At 59.8% G+C, this 18,166-nt stretch carries 17 protein-coding genes; 15 read left to right on the top strand and 2 right to left on the bottom strand.

Annotation, left to right across the window (positions count from 1 at the left end):
• The first annotated feature begins 63 nt into the window (after nt 1–63).
• On the top strand, nt 64–729 hold the full coding sequence (locus RD1_RS18110; protein ID WP_011570023.1) for an SOS response-associated peptidase: 666 nt from the start codon (nt 64–66) through the stop codon (nt 727–729).
• A gap of 254 nt (nt 730–983) precedes the next feature.
• Here the strand turns inward: RD1_RS18110 and RD1_RS18105 are convergent, their stop codons facing one another.
• A complete protein-coding gene (locus tag RD1_RS18105) occupies nt 984–1,871 on the bottom strand; it encodes a LysR substrate-binding domain-containing protein (protein WP_011570022.1) in 888 nt (295 codons plus the stop codon).
• Nucleotides 1,872–1,978: 107 nt separating this feature from the next.
• Here RD1_RS18105 and RD1_RS18100 point away from each other — a divergent pair, with 107 nt between their 5' ends.
• The 14 genes from RD1_RS18100 (at nt 1,979) to RD1_RS18035 (ending at nt 16,907) form a co-directional block, all read left to right on the top strand.
• Nucleotides 1,979–3,202, top strand: a complete 1,224-nt coding sequence (locus tag RD1_RS18100) for an acyl-CoA dehydrogenase (protein WP_011570021.1) — start codon at nt 1,979–1,981, stop codon at nt 3,200–3,202.
• A 298-nt stretch (nt 3,203–3,500) separates the two neighbouring features.
• A complete protein-coding gene (locus RD1_RS18095) occupies nt 3,501–4,556 on the top strand; it encodes an ABC transporter ATP-binding protein (RefSeq protein WP_011570019.1) in 1,056 nt (351 codons plus the stop codon).
• Nucleotides 4,557–4,640: 84 nt separating this feature from the next.
• Nucleotides 4,641–5,861 carry an ABC transporter substrate-binding protein gene (locus tag RD1_RS18090; protein ID WP_011570018.1) on the top strand — a complete coding sequence of 407 codons (1,221 nt, stop codon included), beginning with the start codon at nt 4,641–4,643 and terminating at the stop codon, nt 5,859–5,861.
• Nucleotides 5,862–5,985: 124 nt separating this feature from the next.
• Nucleotides 5,986–7,011, top strand: coding sequence for a carbohydrate ABC transporter permease (locus tag RD1_RS18085; RefSeq protein ID WP_011570017.1), 1,026 nt, complete (start codon nt 5,986–5,988; stop codon nt 7,009–7,011).
• On the top strand, nt 7,011–8,168 hold the full coding sequence (locus RD1_RS18080) for a carbohydrate ABC transporter permease (RefSeq protein ID WP_011570016.1): 1,158 nt from the start codon (nt 7,011–7,013) through the stop codon (nt 8,166–8,168). The genes RD1_RS18085 and RD1_RS18080 overlap by 1 nt, the downstream gene beginning before the upstream one ends.
• Before the next feature lie 28 nt (nt 8,169–8,196).
• Complete coding sequence (locus tag RD1_RS18075) at nt 8,197–8,727, top strand: ester cyclase (protein WP_011570015.1); 531 nt, start codon at nt 8,197–8,199, stop codon at nt 8,725–8,727.
• Nucleotides 8,728–8,739: 12 nt separating this feature from the next.
• Nucleotides 8,740–10,068 (top strand): histidinol dehydrogenase, encoded by a 1,329-nt coding sequence (gene hisD / locus RD1_RS18070; protein WP_011570014.1) that lies wholly within the window; start codon nt 8,740–8,742, stop codon nt 10,066–10,068.
• A gap of 157 nt (nt 10,069–10,225) precedes the next feature.
• The gene (locus RD1_RS18065; protein ID WP_011570012.1) at nt 10,226–11,275 is read left to right on the top strand and encodes an ester cyclase; all 1,050 of its coding nucleotides are present in this window, start codon (nt 10,226–10,228) and stop codon (nt 11,273–11,275) included.
• Nucleotides 11,272–12,033, top strand: coding sequence for an SDR family NAD(P)-dependent oxidoreductase (locus RD1_RS18060; protein ID WP_011570011.1), 762 nt, complete (start codon nt 11,272–11,274; stop codon nt 12,031–12,033). Before RD1_RS18065 ends, RD1_RS18060 begins: the two co-directional genes overlap by 4 nt.
• A gap of 16 nt (nt 12,034–12,049) precedes the next feature.
• On the top strand, nt 12,050–13,066 hold the full coding sequence (locus tag RD1_RS18055) for a LacI family DNA-binding transcriptional regulator (protein ID WP_011570010.1): 1,017 nt from the start codon (nt 12,050–12,052) through the stop codon (nt 13,064–13,066).
• A complete protein-coding gene (locus RD1_RS18050; protein WP_011570009.1) occupies nt 13,063–14,031 on the top strand; it encodes an ester cyclase in 969 nt (322 codons plus the stop codon). The genes RD1_RS18055 and RD1_RS18050 overlap by 4 nt, the downstream gene beginning before the upstream one ends.
• A gap of 36 nt (nt 14,032–14,067) precedes the next feature.
• Nucleotides 14,068–15,042, top strand: a complete 975-nt coding sequence (locus tag RD1_RS18045) for a cupin domain-containing protein (RefSeq protein ID WP_011570008.1) — start codon at nt 14,068–14,070, stop codon at nt 15,040–15,042.
• 45 nt (nt 15,043–15,087) lie between these two features.
• The gene (locus RD1_RS18040; protein WP_011570007.1) at nt 15,088–16,212 is read left to right on the top strand and encodes a cobalamin-independent methionine synthase II family protein; all 1,125 of its coding nucleotides are present in this window, start codon (nt 15,088–15,090) and stop codon (nt 16,210–16,212) included.
• Complete coding sequence (locus tag RD1_RS18035) at nt 16,212–16,907, top strand: RraA family protein (RefSeq protein ID WP_011570006.1); 696 nt, start codon at nt 16,212–16,214, stop codon at nt 16,905–16,907. The genes RD1_RS18040 and RD1_RS18035 overlap by 1 nt, the downstream gene beginning before the upstream one ends.
• Before the next feature lie 8 nt (nt 16,908–16,915).
• On the opposite strand, the gene RD1_RS18030 is transcribed toward RD1_RS18035, so the two are convergent.
• A complete protein-coding gene (locus RD1_RS18030; protein ID WP_011570005.1) occupies nt 16,916–18,157 on the bottom strand; it encodes a mandelate racemase/muconate lactonizing enzyme family protein in 1,242 nt (413 codons plus the stop codon).
• Nucleotides 18,158–18,166 lie beyond the last annotated feature (9 nt).

Raw genomic sequence — 18,166 nt, 5'->3', positions numbered from 1 at the left:
TCTCGGGCGTATGCCTTTGCAACTCAGCCCATTTTGACCCGAACCGCGTAACAGGTAGCACGCATGTGTGGACGTTTTTCCATTACCCTGCCCACTGACGCGATGGCGCAATTGTTCGCGGCCCAGCCGGACAATGACCTGCCGGATGTGCCCAACTACAATGTGTGTCCGACCAACAACATCCACGTCATTACGGGCGATGCTTCAGGGCAAAGGCGGCTGTCGTCCATGCGTTGGGGGTTTTTGCCCCATTGGTACAAGAAAACCAACGATGGCCCGCTGCTGATCAACGCGCGGGCCGAGACGATTGCAGAAAAACCTGCATTTCGCGCGGCTGTGCGTCAGCGGCGCGCATTGGTTGTCACGACTGGTTTTTATGAGTGGACCAAGTCAGAGGACGGGGCGCGTGATCCGTGGTATATCGCGCCGCCGGGGGGTGGGGTCTGCGTCATGGCGGCCGTTTGGCAAAACTGGACGCAGCCGGATGGTGCGGTGTTGCGCACAGTGGCACTCGTCACCACGGCTGCGAATGAAACGATGGCGCGCATACATCACCGGATGCCGGTGATCCTCGGGCCTGACGACTGGCCGCTGTGGCTCGGAGAGGCGGGTCACGGTGCGGCGACCCTGATGCGGGCCGCCCCCGAAGACGCGCTGGAGATGTTTCGCGTGGACCGCGCGGTCAATTCCAACCGCGCATCCGGCCCACAACTGATCGCGCCGATCTAGCTGATACCAATCCGCCTTTGAACCATCGGTTCCGGCTGTATCCTTTGGCACACCGCTGAGTGGGACGTCGCAAGGGGTCACTAAAAACGCGTGAACTGGTTAAATATCAAACACCCTCGGTCCGTCCCACCCAAGGAGTGGATAGACGTTACTTAAAAGTGGATTGCGACAGAAACGAGCCACATCCGTGGCGCAGGAACGGCATGGCGCGGCGAGGTATTCGAGCGGGCATGACCGGCACGTCCAACCGTGGTTCAGCCTCGGGCCTGATCGCGCAGCCAGGTGCGAAAAGACGTCAGGCTATGGCTCTCTTCGCGGTCTTTAGGCCACACGAGATAATAGCTGCCGATGCTCTGGTTGGCGTGGGGCGAGGCCAGCACCAACTGACCACTGTTCAGGAACGGGTCCGCGACAAAGGTTGGCAGCAGCGCGACCCCTAAGCCGTGCACCGCCGCCTGCGCCATGGTGGAAAACTGATCGAAAACCATGCCGGGGGGCAGCGAGGCGTCAATATCGAGCGATCGCAACCACCGCACCCAACCGCGTGGCCGGGTTTCCAGATGCATCAGGTCATGGGACAGAATACCGCGCGCATCGCTTAACGGCGTTGGAATCAGGGAGGGCGCACAGACCGCAACCACGGTCTCTGGCATGAGCGGCAGGTAGTCCGCCGCCGGCCAGTCCTCGCGCCCGAAATGGATGGCGGCATCAAACTGCGTATCGCGAAAATCAAACGGGGCCAGACGGGTGGACAGATTGACGGTGACCTCCGGGTGGGTCTGGGCAAAGTCCTGCAGCCGGGGTGCCAGCCAATGCATGCCAAAAGCGGGCAGGATCGACAGGTTGAGCGCACCCGCGCGCGCGTCGGTACGCACTGCAACGGAGGCGCGCGTCAGGCGCTGCAGGATGTCGCGGATATCCGAAACATATGCCGCACCGCGCGATGTCAGGATCAATTGTCGTCCGCGCCGTTCAAAAAGCGTGATGCCCAACTGCCCCTCCAGCGCCTTGATCTGTCGGCTCACCGCGCTTTGGGTCAGCGACAGTTCAGCCGCTGCATCCGTGGCGCTGCCTAAACGGGCGACCGCCTCGAAACAGGTCAGCGCGGTGATGGAGGGGAGCAAACGGCGCGCAGGTTGCATATGATTTTTTCTCATGAATGACAGGACAAAGCCTCGTTAGCCTTTTGCCCCGTAACTTGCAATAATGGGCGCAACCTAATGCCGATATGACGCCGAAAGGATAAAAGATGAACGTTGAGACGCCGATACTCAAAGCCAAGGATGCCCCTGATCTGGCCGGATTTGACTGGTCTGATCCCTTCCGTCTTGCCGAGCAATTGCACGAAGACGAGCGGATGATTCAGGAAAGCGCCAAGGCCTATGCGCAGGAAAAGCTGCAGCCGCGCGTGATTGATGCCTATGAGAACGAAGCAGTGGCGCCTGAGATTTTCAAGGAAATGGGCGACATGGGCCTTCTTGGGATCACCCTGCCCGAGGAATATGGCGGCTTGGGTGGCTCCTATGTGGCCTACGGGCTTGTCGCGCGCGAGATTGAGCGTGTCGATTCGGGGTATCGGTCGATGATGTCCGTGCAATCCTCTTTGGTGATCTATCCGATTTACGCATATGGCACTGAGGCACAGCGGCAGAAATACCTTCCCAAACTGTGCTCAGGGGAATCAATTGGCTGTTTTGGCCTGACAGAGCCGGACGCCGGGTCCGACCCGGCGGGCATGAAGACGCGCGCTGAAAAGACGCCAACCGGGTACAAGTTGACCGGGTCGAAAATGTGGATTTCGAACTCACCGATTGCCGATGTGTTCGTCGTCTGGGCGAAGTCCGAGGCCCATGGCGGCAAGATCCGTGGCTTTATCCTTGAAAAGGGCATGAAAGGCCTGTCGGCGCCAAAAGTGGGCAACAAGCTCAGCCTGCGTGCGTCGGTCACTGGCGAAATTGTCATGGATGGCGTTGAGGTTGGCGAAGACGCGCTGTTGCCGAATGTGCAGGGTCTGAAAGGACCGTTCGGGTGCCTGAACCGTGCACGCTACGGCATCAGCTGGGGCGTGATGGGGGCGGCGGAATTCTGCTGGCATGCCGCGCGGCAATACGGCCTTGACCGTCACCAGTTCGGCAAACCGATCGCGGGCACGCAGTTGTTCCAGAAAAAACTGGCGGATATGCAAACCGAAATCGCACTTGGCCTGCAAGGCTCCTTGCAAGTCGGGCGTTTGATGGACAGCGCGCAGGCAGCCCCTGAAATGATCAGCATCATGAAGCGGAACAACTGCGGCAAGGCGCTGGATGTTGCGCGTATGTCCCGTGACATGCATGGCGGCAATGGCATCAGCGGAGAGTTTCAGGTCATCCGCCACATGATGAACCTTGAGACCGTCAATACCTATGAAGGCACGCATGACATTCATGCGTTGATCCTTGGGCGGGCGCAGACAGGTGTGCAGGCGTTCTTCTAGGTAAAAAGCCGTCTGGTTTGTTCGTTTGACGTCAGCCAGCGCTCATTGATTCGCTTTTAACGAGTGCTTTGATGTCGTTCACCGGGGTGAGCGGCATCATTTTTTCGTGCCATGCTTTTGCAGTTGGTTGCCACGTGCAATCGGAACATCCATGGGTAAAGTATTGTAAAAATTATAGGAAATCCAATTCTCGCCCGATTTTGCACACGTGTGCAAAAAATCCTTGCCAAAGATGGGGTCCGGTGACTAGCGTCACAAAGCAACCGGTTTCGGTTCGCGACGTCATCAGGGGGGCAAGATGGCAGAGATACAACTGCGCAACGTGAACAAGCGGTGGGGAAGCTTCGTCGGTGTTGATAATTTCAACCTGACCATCGCCGATCAGGAGTTTCTGGTGCTCCTTGGGCCTTCCGGCTGCGGCAAGACCACAACCATGCGCATGATTGCGGGACTCGAAGACGCCACGGAGGGCGAGATTGCGATTGACGGGCGGGTGGTGAATGACCTCGACCCCAAGGATCGTGATGTGGCCATGGTGTTCCAGTCCTACGGGCTTTACCCGAACATGAACGTTTATGAGAATATCCGCTTCCCGCTGAAGGTGCGCAAGGTGCCCGAGGGGGAGCATGATGAACGCGTGCGCCGCGCCTCCGCCATGGTGGAACTCGATGATTTCCTGCACCGCAAACCCGCCGAGCTGTCTGGGGGGCAGCGGCAACGCGTGGCCCTTGCACGGGCGATTGTCCGGGAACCGAATGTCTTTCTGATGGATGAGCCGCTGTCCAATCTGGATGCGAAACTCAGGGTATCGACGCGGGCGCAGATCAAGAACCTCAGCCACGAGTTGAAGGTGACGACCGTCTACGTCACCCATGATCAGATCGAGGCGATGACGCTGGCGGACCGTGTCGTCGTGATGAAGCAGGGCAAGGTGCAGCAGGTCGGCACGCCCACGGAAATCTATGACAATCCGGCCAATACCTTTGTGGCCAGCTTCATCGGCAGCCCGGCGATGAACCTGATGGAGGGTGAGATGGCCGGCGGTACGTTCAAGGGCACGCATGTGGAAATCGGCGGGCTTTCCGGCCCGGATGGCCCTGCGACACTGGGCTTCCGGGCCGAGGATGCAACCTTGTCCGAGGACGGATCGGGCCAGATCAATGCGCCGATCTACACGATTGAACTGCTGGGGGATGCGACGATGCTGACCGTCCGGGCAGGTGGGCAGCTTGTGTCGGTCAAGGCGCATAAGGAATTCCGGGCAGAGATTGGTGACATGATTTCTTTTGTTGTGCCGCCCACGATTTGCCATCTGTTCGACACGCAAACCGGGACGCGGCGTGCCGCAACCTGACGAAAACGCCCGTTTGAAAGGGCCAAACAGAGGGTGCAGCCTTGCAAGATGCACCCCACCACAATTGCAACAGGGAGTTTGCATATGTTTCTGAAGAGAATTGTTCTGGCGGGTGCCGTCTCGTTGATGGGAAGCGCTGCGGTCGCAGCCTGCTCGTTCGAGAACGACGTGCCGATCAAGTCGCTGAGTGCGGGTTTTGAAGCATGGAAAGCCGTCACGGACGCGATGGCCGAGTGTGGGAATTTTCAGGCGGAACTGGATCAGGAATTCCGCACGAAACAGCCCGCCGCATTTGAGGCAAACCCGGCGCTCTACCAGATCGGCGGCGTGTCCAACGGGACAATCACGCCGCTTTTGAATTCGGGCACGATCCGCCCGCTGGACGATCTGGTTGAAAAATATGGTCAGAACCTCAGCCCGAACCAATTGATCCGCGTGAACGGTCAGATCATGGCGATCGCGATGATGGTGAACACGCAGCACCTTATGTACCGCGCGGATATTCTGGCCGACCTTGGCATCGAAACGCCCACATCATGGGATGAGGTTTACGCTGCAGCCGAAAAGATCAAGGCCGCAGGCGTCGTTGACTACCCCCTGGGGGCAACAATGAAATCGGGCTGGAACCTCGCGCAGGAATTCGTGAACATGTATCCCGGTTTCGGCGGCGTTTTCTTTAACGACGACAACTCCGCCGCGGTCAATTCCGAAGCCGGGATGAAAGCGCTTGCGACCATGAAGCGCGCGCTTGAGTATACCGACCCCGAAGTCCTCGTCAGCGACAGCACCTATGTGCAGCAGCAATTCCAGCAGGGCAAGATTGCCATGGCAAACCTCTGGGCAAGCCGCGCCGGTGCCATGAATGATGAAGCGGAAAGCCAGGTCGTGGGCAAGGTGGCCATGGCCGCCGCACCCGTTGCCATGCAAGGCGGTGCACCGGCCACGACGCTGTGGTGGGACGGGATTGTCATCGCCAGGAACATCTCTGACGAGGAGGCGGATGCAGCCTTCCGCGTTGCGATGGAGGGTCTGGATGCCGAAACGGTGCAGGGTGCGAATGATGCAGCCATCTGGCTGATCCCGGGCTATGAGCCGACCGAGATCGCCGCAGGTGCCATTGCGACGGCTACGGCAAATCCCGCACCGCCCGCATATCCATCAACCACGCAGATGGGCCTGTTGCACACCGCTCTGGGCAATGAGCTGCCTGCGTTTCTGACCGGCGAGCTTGATGCGCAGGCGACCCTTGAAGCCATCGAGGAAGCCTACACGATCTCGGCCCGAGAAGCGAACGTACTCGAATGATCCAACGCGGCTGGCCGGGACCGCTTCGGCCAGCCACCCCCGCATCAGTTTCGCTGAACAGAGATTTTCTGCCTGACCAGGCTGATCGCGCTGAAACCGTGGGACCCGCAGTGAGGAAAATGCCATGAAGTTCAAGACATTTGCAGCCTTTGTCGGCCCCTCCATATTCATGATGCTGCTGTTTATCGCAGCACCACTGGTATCGGTGTTCATCCAGAGTTTTCAGGAAACGATCACAATTCAGGAACAGGTCGAGGTTGAAACCTGCACGCCCGGTTTTGTGACCCAGACCTGCACGACCGAGATCAAGACCGTGCCGGTTCTGGATGAGAACGGCAAAACCATCACAGAGACCCGCTGGGTCGGGCTGCAAAGCTATCAGAACGTGCTGCAAATGGACAAGCTCTGGGAAGCGGTCGGCGCGGGCAGCTGGAACGACATCATGCAGATCGACTTCTGGCGCGCGCTGCGGTTCACGCTCACCTATACCTTGCTGACCCTGCCGTTGGTGCTTGGGGTAGGTCTGGCGATTGCGATCACGGTCAATAATGCGACCCGTTCGATCCGGGGCCCGATTATCTTTGTCTCGCTGTTGCCTTTCATCATCACCCCCGTCATCGGCGCGTTGTCGATTTACTGGCTCTTTGTCGGGGACGGCATTCTCACGGCTTTGCTGGAGCGCTGGACGGGGAACAACATTTCGATGTTCGCGCAGGGCTGGACGGTTGAATTGCTGATGTATCTCTACAAGGTGTGGAGTTCGGCACCCTTCGCCTTCGTCATTTTCTATGCGGGGCTGCAGACGGTGAACATGGACACGTTGGAGTCTGCCGTGATTGATGGCGCCAGCCGTTGGGAGCGGTTGCGCCATGTGATCATTCCCCACCTGATGCCGCTGATTGTCTTCATCGCGCTGATCCACCTGATGGACACATACCGCGAATTTGAAGCCATCGTGGGCTTTCGCAGTCAGGCGCATGTGATTTCACTGCAATGGCTGACCTATGACTTCATGACGCCGGATGATGCGGGCAACCGCGCGATCAGCCGCGCGTCAGCCTCAGCCATGCTGACCATGATCGGGATTGTTTTCTTGCTGATCTGGCCACTGCGCCGCACATGGCGCGACCACAAAGGGAGTGCGCACTGATGTCTACCTCCAAGGCCATGCAGCAGTCTTTCGCGCTGCGTTTTTCTTCAGGTGCCTTTCTGGCATTCTGGTGCCTGCTCGCGGCGTTTCCGATCTTCTGGATCGCGATCATGAGCTTCAAATCCCCCGTTGATGCCTTTGCGGCCAGCCCGTGGGATGTCATCACGGGACCGGCCACGCGGGGCAACGGCGATGGCCTGTCGGTGCTGGACATCGTGGTCGGGCTGGCGGTTTTGTATTTCGCCATCCGCTGGGCCTTTACCCGACTGCCGGGTCTGGTGCGGCAATACTGCCCACCGGGCATGATTGCCCTAGGCTGGATTTTCGGCGCGGTGATCTATGGGGTTGCCTTTGTGCTGGTTTTCTTTGGGCTGCTGCCGTTGATCCTCGGGGGGGTGAACGGGCTGCTGGGGCCGCTGGGCACGCCGGTTCTCGGGCTGACGACAGAGCACTATGTGGCCGTTTGGGCCGAGAACGAATTCTACCGCAATTTCCTGAACTCCATGCTGGTCACGGCAGGGGTTGTGACCGTGTCGCTGACGGTCGGCACGCTGGCGGGCTACGGGCTGGCGCGCTCGGGCTCTGATCTGGCCTTCTGGCTGCTGATCCTTGCGCTGATCTTTCGCGCGCTGCCGCACTCGGTGCTGGTGGCGGGGTATTTGCCGGTGTTCATCAATTCATCCGAAATCCTGCGCCCGATTTTCGGTGAAGGTGCCCCGACGCTTTATGGCCAGCCCTGGGCGGTGATTGCGGTTCTGGTGGCGATCAACCAGCCGTTCACCATCTGGATGCTGCGCTCCTTCTTTCAGAACATCCCGGCCGAACTGGACGAGGCGGCGCGCGTCGATGGGTGTTCGCATTTTCAGGCGTTTCGCCGTGTGATCATGCCGGTGATGTGGCCCGGCGTCATCACAACGGGTCTGTTTTCATTCCTGCTGGGGTACAATGACTTTCTGGTGACATCGCTGCTGCTGGATGCCCAGAACCAGACGATGGTTCCGGCCATTGCGGGCTATTTCAACCGTGAGACGACAACCACCGATCAGGTCGAGGCGGTCGCCGCTGCGGTCTCGATCACCGCGCCCCTCTTCCTGCTGGTCATGGTGTTCCAGCGCCAGATCGTTTCGGGCCTGACCGCCGGGGCCGTGAAAGGATGACCCTATGCCCATATCAAAGAGGTGACAAATGAAGGGTTCACGCCCCGAGCAGGCCGTTCTGAGCCGCGACACGGATATGTCCAAAACAGAAACAACCCGCGCCGTGATCGAAGGCATGGTGGATGGTCTGAACGACCACCGCATTGACGACATCGGAGCCTTTTTTGCCGAGAACTTTCGGTGGATGGGCAATCAGGGTTGCGGCACAAAGAACGGCCTGCGCGCGTTTCAGGACAACTGGCAACGCCCGTTTCAAGCGGCCTTTTCCGACAAGGTCTGCGTGGATGAAGCGCGGCTTTACATGGGCGAATGGGCCGCCGCCTTTGGTCGTCAGGAGGCGACACATTCAGGTCCCTTCATGGGGATTGCGGCCACAGGCAAACGCGTGGAAATCCGGTATATGGACTTCTGGAAGGTCGAAGAGGGCAAGATCACTGACAATTGGGTAATGGTCGATTTTCCCCATGTGCTGGCCCAGTTGGGCAAGGACGTCTTTGACGGTGAGGGTTGGGAGGCGTTCGATCGCGGTGAAAAAACACCGCCGCGGCCCGAACAGTGAGGAGAGAGAGATATGGCGATTGAGTATCTGAAACGCGGCAAACCGGACGCGGAGCGCGCCGACGATGATGCCAAAACCCGTGCGGCTGTTGAAGCGATACTGGCGGATATCGAAGCGCGTGGTGATGCCGCCGTGCGGGAGTTGAGCGAGAAATTCGACGGCTATTCACCGGCTGCGTTCCGCTTGAGCGCTGTGGAAATTGACGATCTGATCGCACAGCTCAGCCCCCGCGAGATGGAAGACATACGCTTTGCGCAGGAGCAGGTGCGCAACTTTGCGCAGGCGCAACGTGACAGCATGCGCGACATCGAAATCGAAACGATGCCGGGTGTCATTCTGGGTCACAAGAACATCCCGGTTCAATCGGTCGGCTGCTATGTGCCGGGTGGTAAGTTCCCGATGGTCGCCTCCGCGCATATGTCGGTGGCCACGGCGAGCGTGGCAAAAGTGCCGCGCATCATCGCCTGCACGCCGCCCTTCAAGGGCAAGCCGAACCCGGCGGTGATTGCGGCCATGCATCTGGGTGGTGCCCATGAGATTTACGTCATGGGTGGCATTCAGGCGGTGGGGGCCATGGCCATCGGGACTGACACGATTGATCCTGTGCATATGATTGTCGGCCCCGGCAATGCCTTTGTTGCCGAAGCGAAACGCCAGCTATTTGGCCGCGTGGGCATCGATCTCTTTGCCGGGCCGACCGAAACGATGGTGATTGCCGATGACACGGTGGATGCCGAGATGTGCGCGACAGACCTTTTGGGGCAGGCGGAACATGGCTATAATTCACCTGCGGTTTTGCTGACGAATTCGCGCAAGCTGGCCGAAGCGACATTGGCCGAGATTGAGCGTATCCTGACCATCCTGCCCACAGCGGACACCGCGCGGGTCAGTTGGGAAGACTACGGCGAGGTCATCCTGTGCGACACCTATGACGAAATGCTGACGGTGGCCGATGATATCGCCTCGGAACACGTGCAGGTCATGACCGACCGCGATGACTGGTTTCTGGACAAGATGACCTGCTATGGCGCGCTGTTTCTGGGACCGCGCACGAATGTGGCAAATGGCGACAAGGTCATCGGCACCAATCACACCCTGCCGACGAAAAAGGCGGGGCGCTACACGGGCGGTCTTTGGGTCGGCAAGTTCCTCAAGACGCATAGCTATCAAAAGATCCTCACCGATGAGGCGGCAGCTGAAATCGGGGCCTATGGGTCACGCCTGTGCATGCTCGAAGGCTTCGTAGGTCACGCGGAGCAGTGCAACCTGCGTGTCCGGCGCTATGGCGGCCAGAATGTGCCCTATGGGACGGGCGCGCCTGCAAAGGAAGCGGCGGAATAAGACCGAATGAACCGCACTCAGGCAACCATCGCAAAGGCGCTGCATCTCATCTGCCGGGTGTCGTCAGGTGTCGGCCTGTTGCGACCCGGCCGCGCGAAATCCGTTTTTGCGCTCAGGCGGGTCATACCCAGTTCAAACGGATGAGGATTCAAGCCCGGTGAGCGACACGCACAGCGATAACAAAGCACGCCTCGCGCCGGTTCGGGCTGCGATGTATGATTTTGATGTTGAGAGCCTGCGCGCGGCGCTGCACGCGATATGCGCAAGCGACGCCGTGTTCCGGCTGGCCTTTCCGTTTGAAACGACGCCCGGTGTCGACGCCTTCATCGACAAAGCCTATCTGCCGTTGCTGCGCGCAGTGCCCGATCTGGAGCGGCGTGACACTATCGTGATGGCGGGGCCAACACCGGAAGGGGCGGATTGGGTCGGCTGCGGGGGCTATTACACCGGCACCTTCAGCGCGCCGTGGATGGATATCCCGGCGACAGGGCATATGATGCACATGCGGTTTCACGAATTCTACCGGATAGAAAACGGCCATGTCGTCGAGCTTCAGGCACTTTGGGATATACCGGAACTGATGATGCAGGCAGGGGCCTGGCCCTTGTCGCCCGCGCTCGGTCGGGAATGGCATGTGCCGGGGCCTGCCACCTGTGACGGAATCGTGCCGGGGCCTTACGACGAAGCGGCGGGCGCTGCGACCTGCCAGCATATCATCGACATGCTGGAACATTTGATGCGCCACCCCGGTCAGGGCGGACCCGAAGTGATGGAGATGGACCGTTTCTGGCACCCGAAGATGTCATGGTACGGCCCTGCCGGTATCGGGACGGGCCGTGGTCAGCGCGGGTTCAGGCATTGGCATCAAATCCCGTTCCTGAACGCCATGCCGGATCGCGGACGGCATGTTGATGAAATTGAATGTCACTTCTTTGGGGATCGGAACTATGCGGCTGTGACGGGCTGGCCGAACATGTATCAGTCGATCACCAACGCAGGGTGGCTGGGCATCGCCCCGACGGGCAAGAAGATCGCCATGCGCAGCCTTGATTTCTGGCGTGTGGAAAAGGGGCTGATCCGGGAGAATTGGGTTTTGGTTGACCTGTTGCACATGTACGATCAGATCGGCGTCGATGTCCTTGCGCGCATGCGGGAATTCAACAAGGCCCGCGCAGGCTTTGATCCGCAAACAGGAGTGGCGCTGTGACGAAACTACCGACAACCCCTGCCTTTGACCTCACGGGCAAACGTGCGTTGGTTACGGGCGCATCTTCCGGGATCGGTCTGGGCTGCGCTGTTGCTCTGGCAGAGGCGGGGGCGCATGTGGTTTGTGCCGCACGGCGGGTTGAGCCTTTGCAAAATGCGGTGACAGCGATCAAGGCGGCAGGTCTGTCGGCACAGGCCAGCCCACTCGATCAAACCGATCTGGAGGCGCTGGCGGGCGTGTTCAGTGACCCTTTTGATGTCGTGATCAATTCAGCCGGGCTTGCGCGACACGCACCGGCGGTTGAGACCACGCCCGAAGACTACGACGCGGTAATGAACATCAACCTGCGCAGTGCTTACTTTTTGTCAGCCTATGCGGCGCGGGCCTTGCAGGATGCGGGCAGGGCCGGGTCGATCATCCATATCTCCAGCCAGATGGGCCATGTGGGGGGCATTGATCGTGCAGTCTATTGTGCCTCCAAACACGCGCTGGAGGGGATGGTGAAATCCATGGCGATCGAATGGGGCAAATCCGACATCCGCATCAATACGATCTGCCCGACCTTCATCCGCACGCCGCTGACAAAGGTGACGTTCGATGATCCCGAACGCCTCGCGTGGATCATGGACAAGATCAAGCTGCCCCGCGTGGGCGAGGTCGAAGACGTCATGGGGGCTGCGGTCTTTCTGGCGTCTGATGCCTCTGCAATGGTGACGGGCACGTCGATGCTGATCGACGGGGGATGGACTGCAGGGTGAGGGGGGCGCGCGCATAATGGGCAAGGTGACCGCTCTGGATGTGGCGGAAAAAGCCGGTGTCAGCCGTTCCGCCGTAAGCCGCGTCTATACGCCGGGCGCATCGGTCAGTGCGGCAACCCGCGACAAGGTGCGCAAAGCCGCCTCTGATCTGGGATACCGGCCCAATGTGCTGGCGCGGGCGATGAACACGGGCCGCAGCCGCATCATCGGGCTGGTGGTGGCGTACCTCGAAAACCAGTTCTACCCCGAAGCCATTGAACGGCTGTCAAAGTCATTGCAGGGCGAAGGCTACCATGTGCTCGTTTTCATGGCGTCCAATGACAGCGCCGCAACGCAGGCGGTGATCGACGAGCTGCTGGATTATCAGGTCGATGGGATCATTGCCGCCTCGGTCGGCCTATCCAACGATCTTACGCAGCGCTGTGAGGGGTTGGGCATCCCGATCGTCCTGTTCAACCGACACCAGTATGACGCGCGGCTGACGTCGATAACGTCTGATAACATGGCGGGGGGGCGCAAACTGGCCGCGTTTCTCGTCGCCGGGGGCCACACGCGCATCGGTTATATTGCCGGCTGGGAAGGGGCCTCCACCCAGATCGACCGCGAGGCAGGTTTTGTCGAAGGGTTGAAGGAGGCCGGGCAGACCCTTTTTGCGCGCGGCATCGGCAATTTCAATTTTGAGCAGGCCAAAGATGCCGCACGGGCGATGTTTGACACGGCCGAGCGCCCTGATGCGGTCTTTGTGGCCAATGATCACATGGCCTTTGCGGTGATGGATGTGCTGCGTTTTGAACTTGGCTTGCGTATTCCCGACGACGTATCCGTTGTGGGCTATGACGACGTGACCCTCGCGCATTGGCCAAGTTACAGCCTTACAACGGTCCGCCAACCCGCAAACCGCATGGTGGCCGAGACAACGCAGGCCCTGCTGGACCGTTTGTCCGGTGCCGATGACGCCCCGCGTCGCATCGTGCTGGATGGCCCTTTAATGATCCGCGGCTCCGCCCGCAAACCCAAGGAAAATGCGCAATGAAAGGCTTCGATCCGAAGTTCAAGGACTTTCCCGATTACATCATCGGGATCACCAAGGAAATCTGGGAAGATCGTGGGATCGCGACGCTGCACCGGTATTATTCAGATGATATCGTCGTGCGCTCGCCCGCCTCAGTTGTGATTGGCAATCAAAACGTCATCGGTGCGACCATGGCGACGCTGGCCGAATTCCCGGACCGCACGCTGCTGGGCGAGGATGTGATCTGGTCCGGTACGCCGGAGGAGGGCATGTTGTCCTCCCACCGCCTGCTCAGCACGGCGACACATGTGCATGACGGTGTCTATGGCAAAGCGACAGGCAAAAAACTCACCTACCGGATTCTGGCGGATTGTCATGCGATCAACAACCAGATCAATGATGAATGGCTGATCCGGGATCAGGGCGCGATCGTGCGCCAGTTGGGCTGGGACCCCAAAGCCTATGCCGCTGATCTGATCGAAAGGGAAGGTGGGCCGCAGGCCTGCGTGCAGCCCCTGTCACCCGCGACGGACCAGCCCGGCCCCTATCAGGGGCGCGGCAATGACAACGCATGGGGCGCAAAATACGGCGATATCCTGACCCGCATCATGGGGGCGGATATGGCCGTGATCCCGCAGGTCTATGATCGTGCGGTGCAGGTGGAATACCCCGGCGGATATACCGGCCACAGCCACGGTGATGTGGATCAGTTCTGGATGGGGTTGCGTGCGTCTTTCCCTGATGCGGTGTTTCAGATCGACCATCAGATCGGGCGCGAAGACCCGCAGATGCCGCCGCGCGCTGCCCTGCGCTGGTCCCTGACGGGCAAGCATTCGGGCTGGGGCGCCTTTGGCGCGCCGACTGGTGCGGATGTCTATCTGCTTGGGATCTGCCACGCCGAATTCGGCCCTTGGGGTCTGCGCCGGGAATACGTGATCTACGACGAGACTAGCATCTGGAAACAGATATTGCTGCATACCGGATAGCGTGTCCGCAATTTTTACGATGAAAGAGAAAACGCCATGACCCCTGCTGAAATGGAACGCCGTATTGTCCGCTATGGTGATCTGAAACCCTGCAAGACGGCCTTTATCGACGCCCATACGCCCGGCTCTGACCAGAAAGAGAACTTCACCATCATCGGGGGGGGCGTGTCAGAATCCCCGGATCAGCATGTGCATATCTCCATCCCGCATGGGTTCAACATCGGCGCCGCAGGACAGCCGCCCAAATGCCGCAACAGTCTGCACAGCCACCGCACGGCCGAAGTGTTTTTCGTGCTGTCAGGGCGTTGGCGGTTTTTCTGGGGACGCTGGGGCGATGCGGGCGAGGTGACGCTGGAACCGGGCGATATCTTCAACATCCCCACCGGTATCTTTCGCGGGTTCGAGAACATCGGCAATGACTACGGGATGATCATGGCGATCCTCGGCGGGGATGATGCAGGCGGGGGGGTCATCTGGGCCCCGCAGGTGATCGAGGATGCAGCCGATCACGGGTTGGTCCTGTCGCAAGAGGGTAAGCTTTACGACACCAAAAGGGGCCAGTCACTGCCCGATGGCATAGACCCGATGCCGGTGCTGACGGCGCAGGAACTTGCCGCCTTTCCCGAACCGGAAAGCGCAGACGTGGTGCCAAACTATGTTGCACGGTATTGGGATATGGTGGCCCTCGCGGATCGCAGGCCAGCAAAAGTCATTGGTGAGACAGGCATGTTGCGGGACAAGCCGGGCTTTGAGGTTGATTTCGTCACCCGCGCCTCGGCGAGCGATGCGATGCATCAACATGACAAACCATCGGTCTTGATGCCGGTACGGGGGCATTGGCGCGTGGATTGGGACGGCGGCAGCGCGACGCTCGCGCCGGGCGACACGATGTCCGTGCCCGAAAACCTGATGCACCGCGCACAACCCTCCATGACGGGGGATGCCAGCCTCTTTCACGTGATCGCGACGGAGGATCAGGCGGGGCCAACGTGGGTGGCACAGGCCGGATAATCGCACAGCGCAGGTGCCCGCTGTGGCGCAAAAAGGGAGAGTAACGTGACCAAGACAACTCATGTGGGCAGCCTGCCGCGCAGTCAGGACGTGGTGGATTTCATCTTTGCCCGTGAGCGCGGCGAAACCTATGACGCCAGCGCTTTTGATGCTGCGATGACGCGGGCCGTGGCGGACACGGTGGCAAAACAGGTGCAAGCCGGGGTGGACATCGTCAGTGATGGTGAGACGTCAAAAATATCCTATGCGACTTATGTCAAGGACCGCTACACCGGGTTTTCCGGGGACAGTCCGCGTAACGCGCCGGCTGATCTCAAACAGTTTCCGACCTTTCTGAAGCGGCTCGCAGATGATGGCGGCACGCCGAAATACGCCCGACCCATGTGCACCGGTGAGGTGAAATCCAAAGGGCAGGGCGAGTTGCAGAAGGACATCGCAAACCTGAAATCTGCCATGGCGCAGCAGGGGGTAACGCACGGCTTCATGAATGCGGCCTCGCCCGGTGTGATTTCGCTGTTCTTGCAGAATGCGCATTATGCGACACGTGACGCCTATCTCGCGGCACTTGCCGATGCGATGCGCGACGAATACGAAACGATTGTCGCATCCGGTCTTGATCTGCAGCTGGATTGCCCGGACCTCGCGCTGTCGCGCCATATGCTGTTCAACGATCTGTCAGACGCGGAATTCGTCAAGATTGCCGCAAGCCACGTCGAGGCGCTGAACCATGCGCTGGCGAATGTGCCGCAGGACAGGGTGCGCATCCACATCTGTTGGGGCAATTACGAGGGCCCGCATATTTGCGATATCGGCATGGACAAGGTGTTTGATACCTTGATGTCCGCCAAGGCGAAATACCTGCTGTTTGAGACGTCAAACCCGCGTCATGCGCATGAATGGACGGTGTTTCGCGACCGCAAGTCCGACATACCGGACGACAAGGTGCTGGTGCCCGGGGTTGTCGATACCACAACCAATTTTGTCGAACATCCGGAGGTGGTCGCGCAGCGGATTGAGCGGTTTACGCCCATTGTGGGCGCGGATCGGGTGATTGCGGGGTCTGATTGCGGTTTTGGCACCTTCGCGGGGTTTGGGGCGGTGGACCCGGACATCGCTTTTGCGAAGCTGGCAGCCCTGTCAGAGGGGGCCGCGATTGCGGCAGCGCGCTGATGGATGCGGCACTGCACAAGCTGTTGACAGAGGTCGACACACCCACGGTCTGCAACGCTATCGAAGTGGCGCAGGGCAAGCGTGGGTTCAACGCGTTTACCCGGCAAACCATGATCGCCTCGCATCCGGATGCGCGGGCAATGGTCGGTTTTGCGCGCACGGCCCGCATCCAAGCGGTGGAACCGCCGACCGAAGCGCCCGAGGTGATCAAGGCGCGGCGCATGGCTTATTATCGGCATATGGCGACGGGGCCGCGGCCTGCAGTGGCTGTTGTGCAGGATCTGGATGTGCCAAATGCCATCGGAGCCTATTGGGGTGAGATCAACACGAATATCCACAAAAGCTTTGGCCTTGCGGGCACGCTGACCGACGGTGTGATGCGGGACCTTGGCGATATGCCGGACGGATATCCGGTGGTGGCAGGCTCCATCGGGCCAAGCCATGGGTTCGTGCATGTGGTCGATATCGCAGCGCCGGTGGAAATCTTTGGCCTGACAGTGACGGACGGCGATCTGGTGCATGCGGATCGTCATGGCGCGCTTGTCATCCCGCCGGATGTGATCCCTGATCTGGCAGGGGCGATTGCCACACTCATGCGCTCCGAGCGGATCATATTCGACGCGGTAAAAGGCAAGCGGTTGAGCTTTGAGGATTTCGAAGATGTCTGGGCCGCGTTCGAGGCGGCGCGCACCTGATCTGGCCCTCAATCCGTTTTGCCATCCGGCGCGGGCGCGCCCCCCTGAAAACTATTGCCATTCACGTAGTCACAGGCCGCTTCTTGCATTTCCAGATGCAACCCGTCCTGTGTGTATGGATGCGCGCGGGCCAGTTCTTCGTCAACGTCGATGCCCAGACCGGGCGTCTGCGGCGGCGTGACAAAGCCGTCTTCCACGCGGATCCAACCCTTGATCAGCGCGTCGTGAAATGGCGTTTCGATACACTCCGCCATCAGCACGTTTGGAATGGACGCCGCCAGATGGATGTTGGCGGCCCATTCAACCGGCCCTGCATAAAGATGCGGGGCCATTTGCGCATTATAGACTTCCGCCATGGCAGCGACCTTTTTCATCTCCCAGATGCCGCCTGCGCGCCCCAATGCGGGTTGCAGGATTGTCGCCGCACCCGCGCGCAGCACGGGGGCGAACTCGGCCTTGGTCGTCAGCCTTTCGCCGGTCGCCACGGGGATACGCACGGCGCGCGCGACTTTCGCCATCTCCTCAACAGCGTCAGGCGGTATCGGCTCTTCGAACCACAGCGGGCTATAGGGTTCCAGCGCCTGACCCAGACGGATCGCCCCGGCGGTGCTGAACTGACCATGGGTGCCGAACAGCAGGTCTGCCCGGTCGCCCACAGCGTCGCGGATGGCTTTGCAAAAGGCCACGGACAGCGCGATATCGCGCATCGCAGGCATGTGCCCGCCGCGCATCGTATAGGGGCCCGCAGGGTCGAATTTGAGTGCGGTATAGCCTTTGTCAACCATCGCAACGGCGGTTTCAGCGGCCATTTCCGGAGAGCTCCAGAAAGCGGACGGATCGTGATGCGCCAGCGGATAAAGATAGGTGTAGGCGCGGATACGATCGTTCATGCGACCGCCCAGAAGGGCATAAACAGGGCGTTCACGCGCCTTGCCCAGAATGTCCCAACAGGCGATTTCCAAACCGGAAAACGCGCCGATGACCGTCAGATCGGGGCGCTGCGTGAAACCGGAGGAATAGGCGCGGCGGAACATCAGTTCTATGTCTTCGGGGTTCTCGCCTGCCATGTGGCGGGCAAAGACATCGTCGATCACGGCGCGCATCGCGACGGGTCCGACGCTTGAGGCGTAGCATTCGCCCCAGCCGGTGATGCCGTTATCCGTGGTCAGCTTTACCAAAATCCAATACCGCCCGCCCCAGCCGGGCGCCGGTGGGGCCGTGATGATCACGTCGAGGTCTTTCAGCTTCATTTCTGTTCC

Source organism: Roseobacter denitrificans OCh 114, assembly GCF_000014045.1.
GTDB classification, from domain to species: Bacteria; Pseudomonadota; Alphaproteobacteria; order Rhodobacterales; family Rhodobacteraceae; genus Roseobacter; species Roseobacter denitrificans.
Note: the sequence above shows the minus strand (reverse complement) of the source record. Positions and strands in the feature narration are given on the sequence as shown.

What these genes read in the sequence shown, in the direction of transcription:
- RD1_RS18110 (WP_011570023.1), top strand. Translation starts at nt 64, where the DNA reads ATGTGTGGACGTTTTTCCATTACCCTGCCCACTGACGCGATGGCGCAA.
- RD1_RS18105 (WP_011570022.1), bottom strand. Translation starts at nt 1,871, where the DNA reads ATGCAACCTGCGCGCCGTTTGCTCCCCTCCATCACCGCGCTGACCTGT.
- RD1_RS18100 (WP_011570021.1), top strand. Translation starts at nt 1,979, where the DNA reads ATGAACGTTGAGACGCCGATACTCAAAGCCAAGGATGCCCCTGATCTG.
- RD1_RS18095 (WP_011570019.1), top strand. Translation starts at nt 3,501, where the DNA reads ATGGCAGAGATACAACTGCGCAACGTGAACAAGCGGTGGGGAAGCTTC.
- RD1_RS18090 (WP_011570018.1), top strand. Translation starts at nt 4,641, where the DNA reads ATGTTTCTGAAGAGAATTGTTCTGGCGGGTGCCGTCTCGTTGATGGGA.
- RD1_RS18085 (WP_011570017.1), top strand. Translation starts at nt 5,986, where the DNA reads ATGAAGTTCAAGACATTTGCAGCCTTTGTCGGCCCCTCCATATTCATG.
- RD1_RS18080 (WP_011570016.1), top strand. Translation starts at nt 7,011, where the DNA reads ATGTCTACCTCCAAGGCCATGCAGCAGTCTTTCGCGCTGCGTTTTTCT.
- RD1_RS18075 (WP_011570015.1), top strand. Translation starts at nt 8,197, where the DNA reads ATGAAGGGTTCACGCCCCGAGCAGGCCGTTCTGAGCCGCGACACGGAT.
- hisD (WP_011570014.1), top strand. Translation starts at nt 8,740, where the DNA reads ATGGCGATTGAGTATCTGAAACGCGGCAAACCGGACGCGGAGCGCGCC.
- RD1_RS18055 (WP_011570010.1), top strand. Translation starts at nt 12,050, where the DNA reads ATGGGCAAGGTGACCGCTCTGGATGTGGCGGAAAAAGCCGGTGTCAGC.
- RD1_RS18050 (WP_011570009.1), top strand. Translation starts at nt 13,063, where the DNA reads ATGAAAGGCTTCGATCCGAAGTTCAAGGACTTTCCCGATTACATCATC.
- RD1_RS18045 (WP_011570008.1), top strand. Translation starts at nt 14,068, where the DNA reads ATGACCCCTGCTGAAATGGAACGCCGTATTGTCCGCTATGGTGATCTG.
- RD1_RS18035 (WP_011570006.1), top strand. Translation starts at nt 16,212, where the DNA reads ATGGATGCGGCACTGCACAAGCTGTTGACAGAGGTCGACACACCCACG.
- RD1_RS18030 (WP_011570005.1), bottom strand. Translation starts at nt 18,157, where the DNA reads ATGAAGCTGAAAGACCTCGACGTGATCATCACGGCCCCACCGGCGCCC.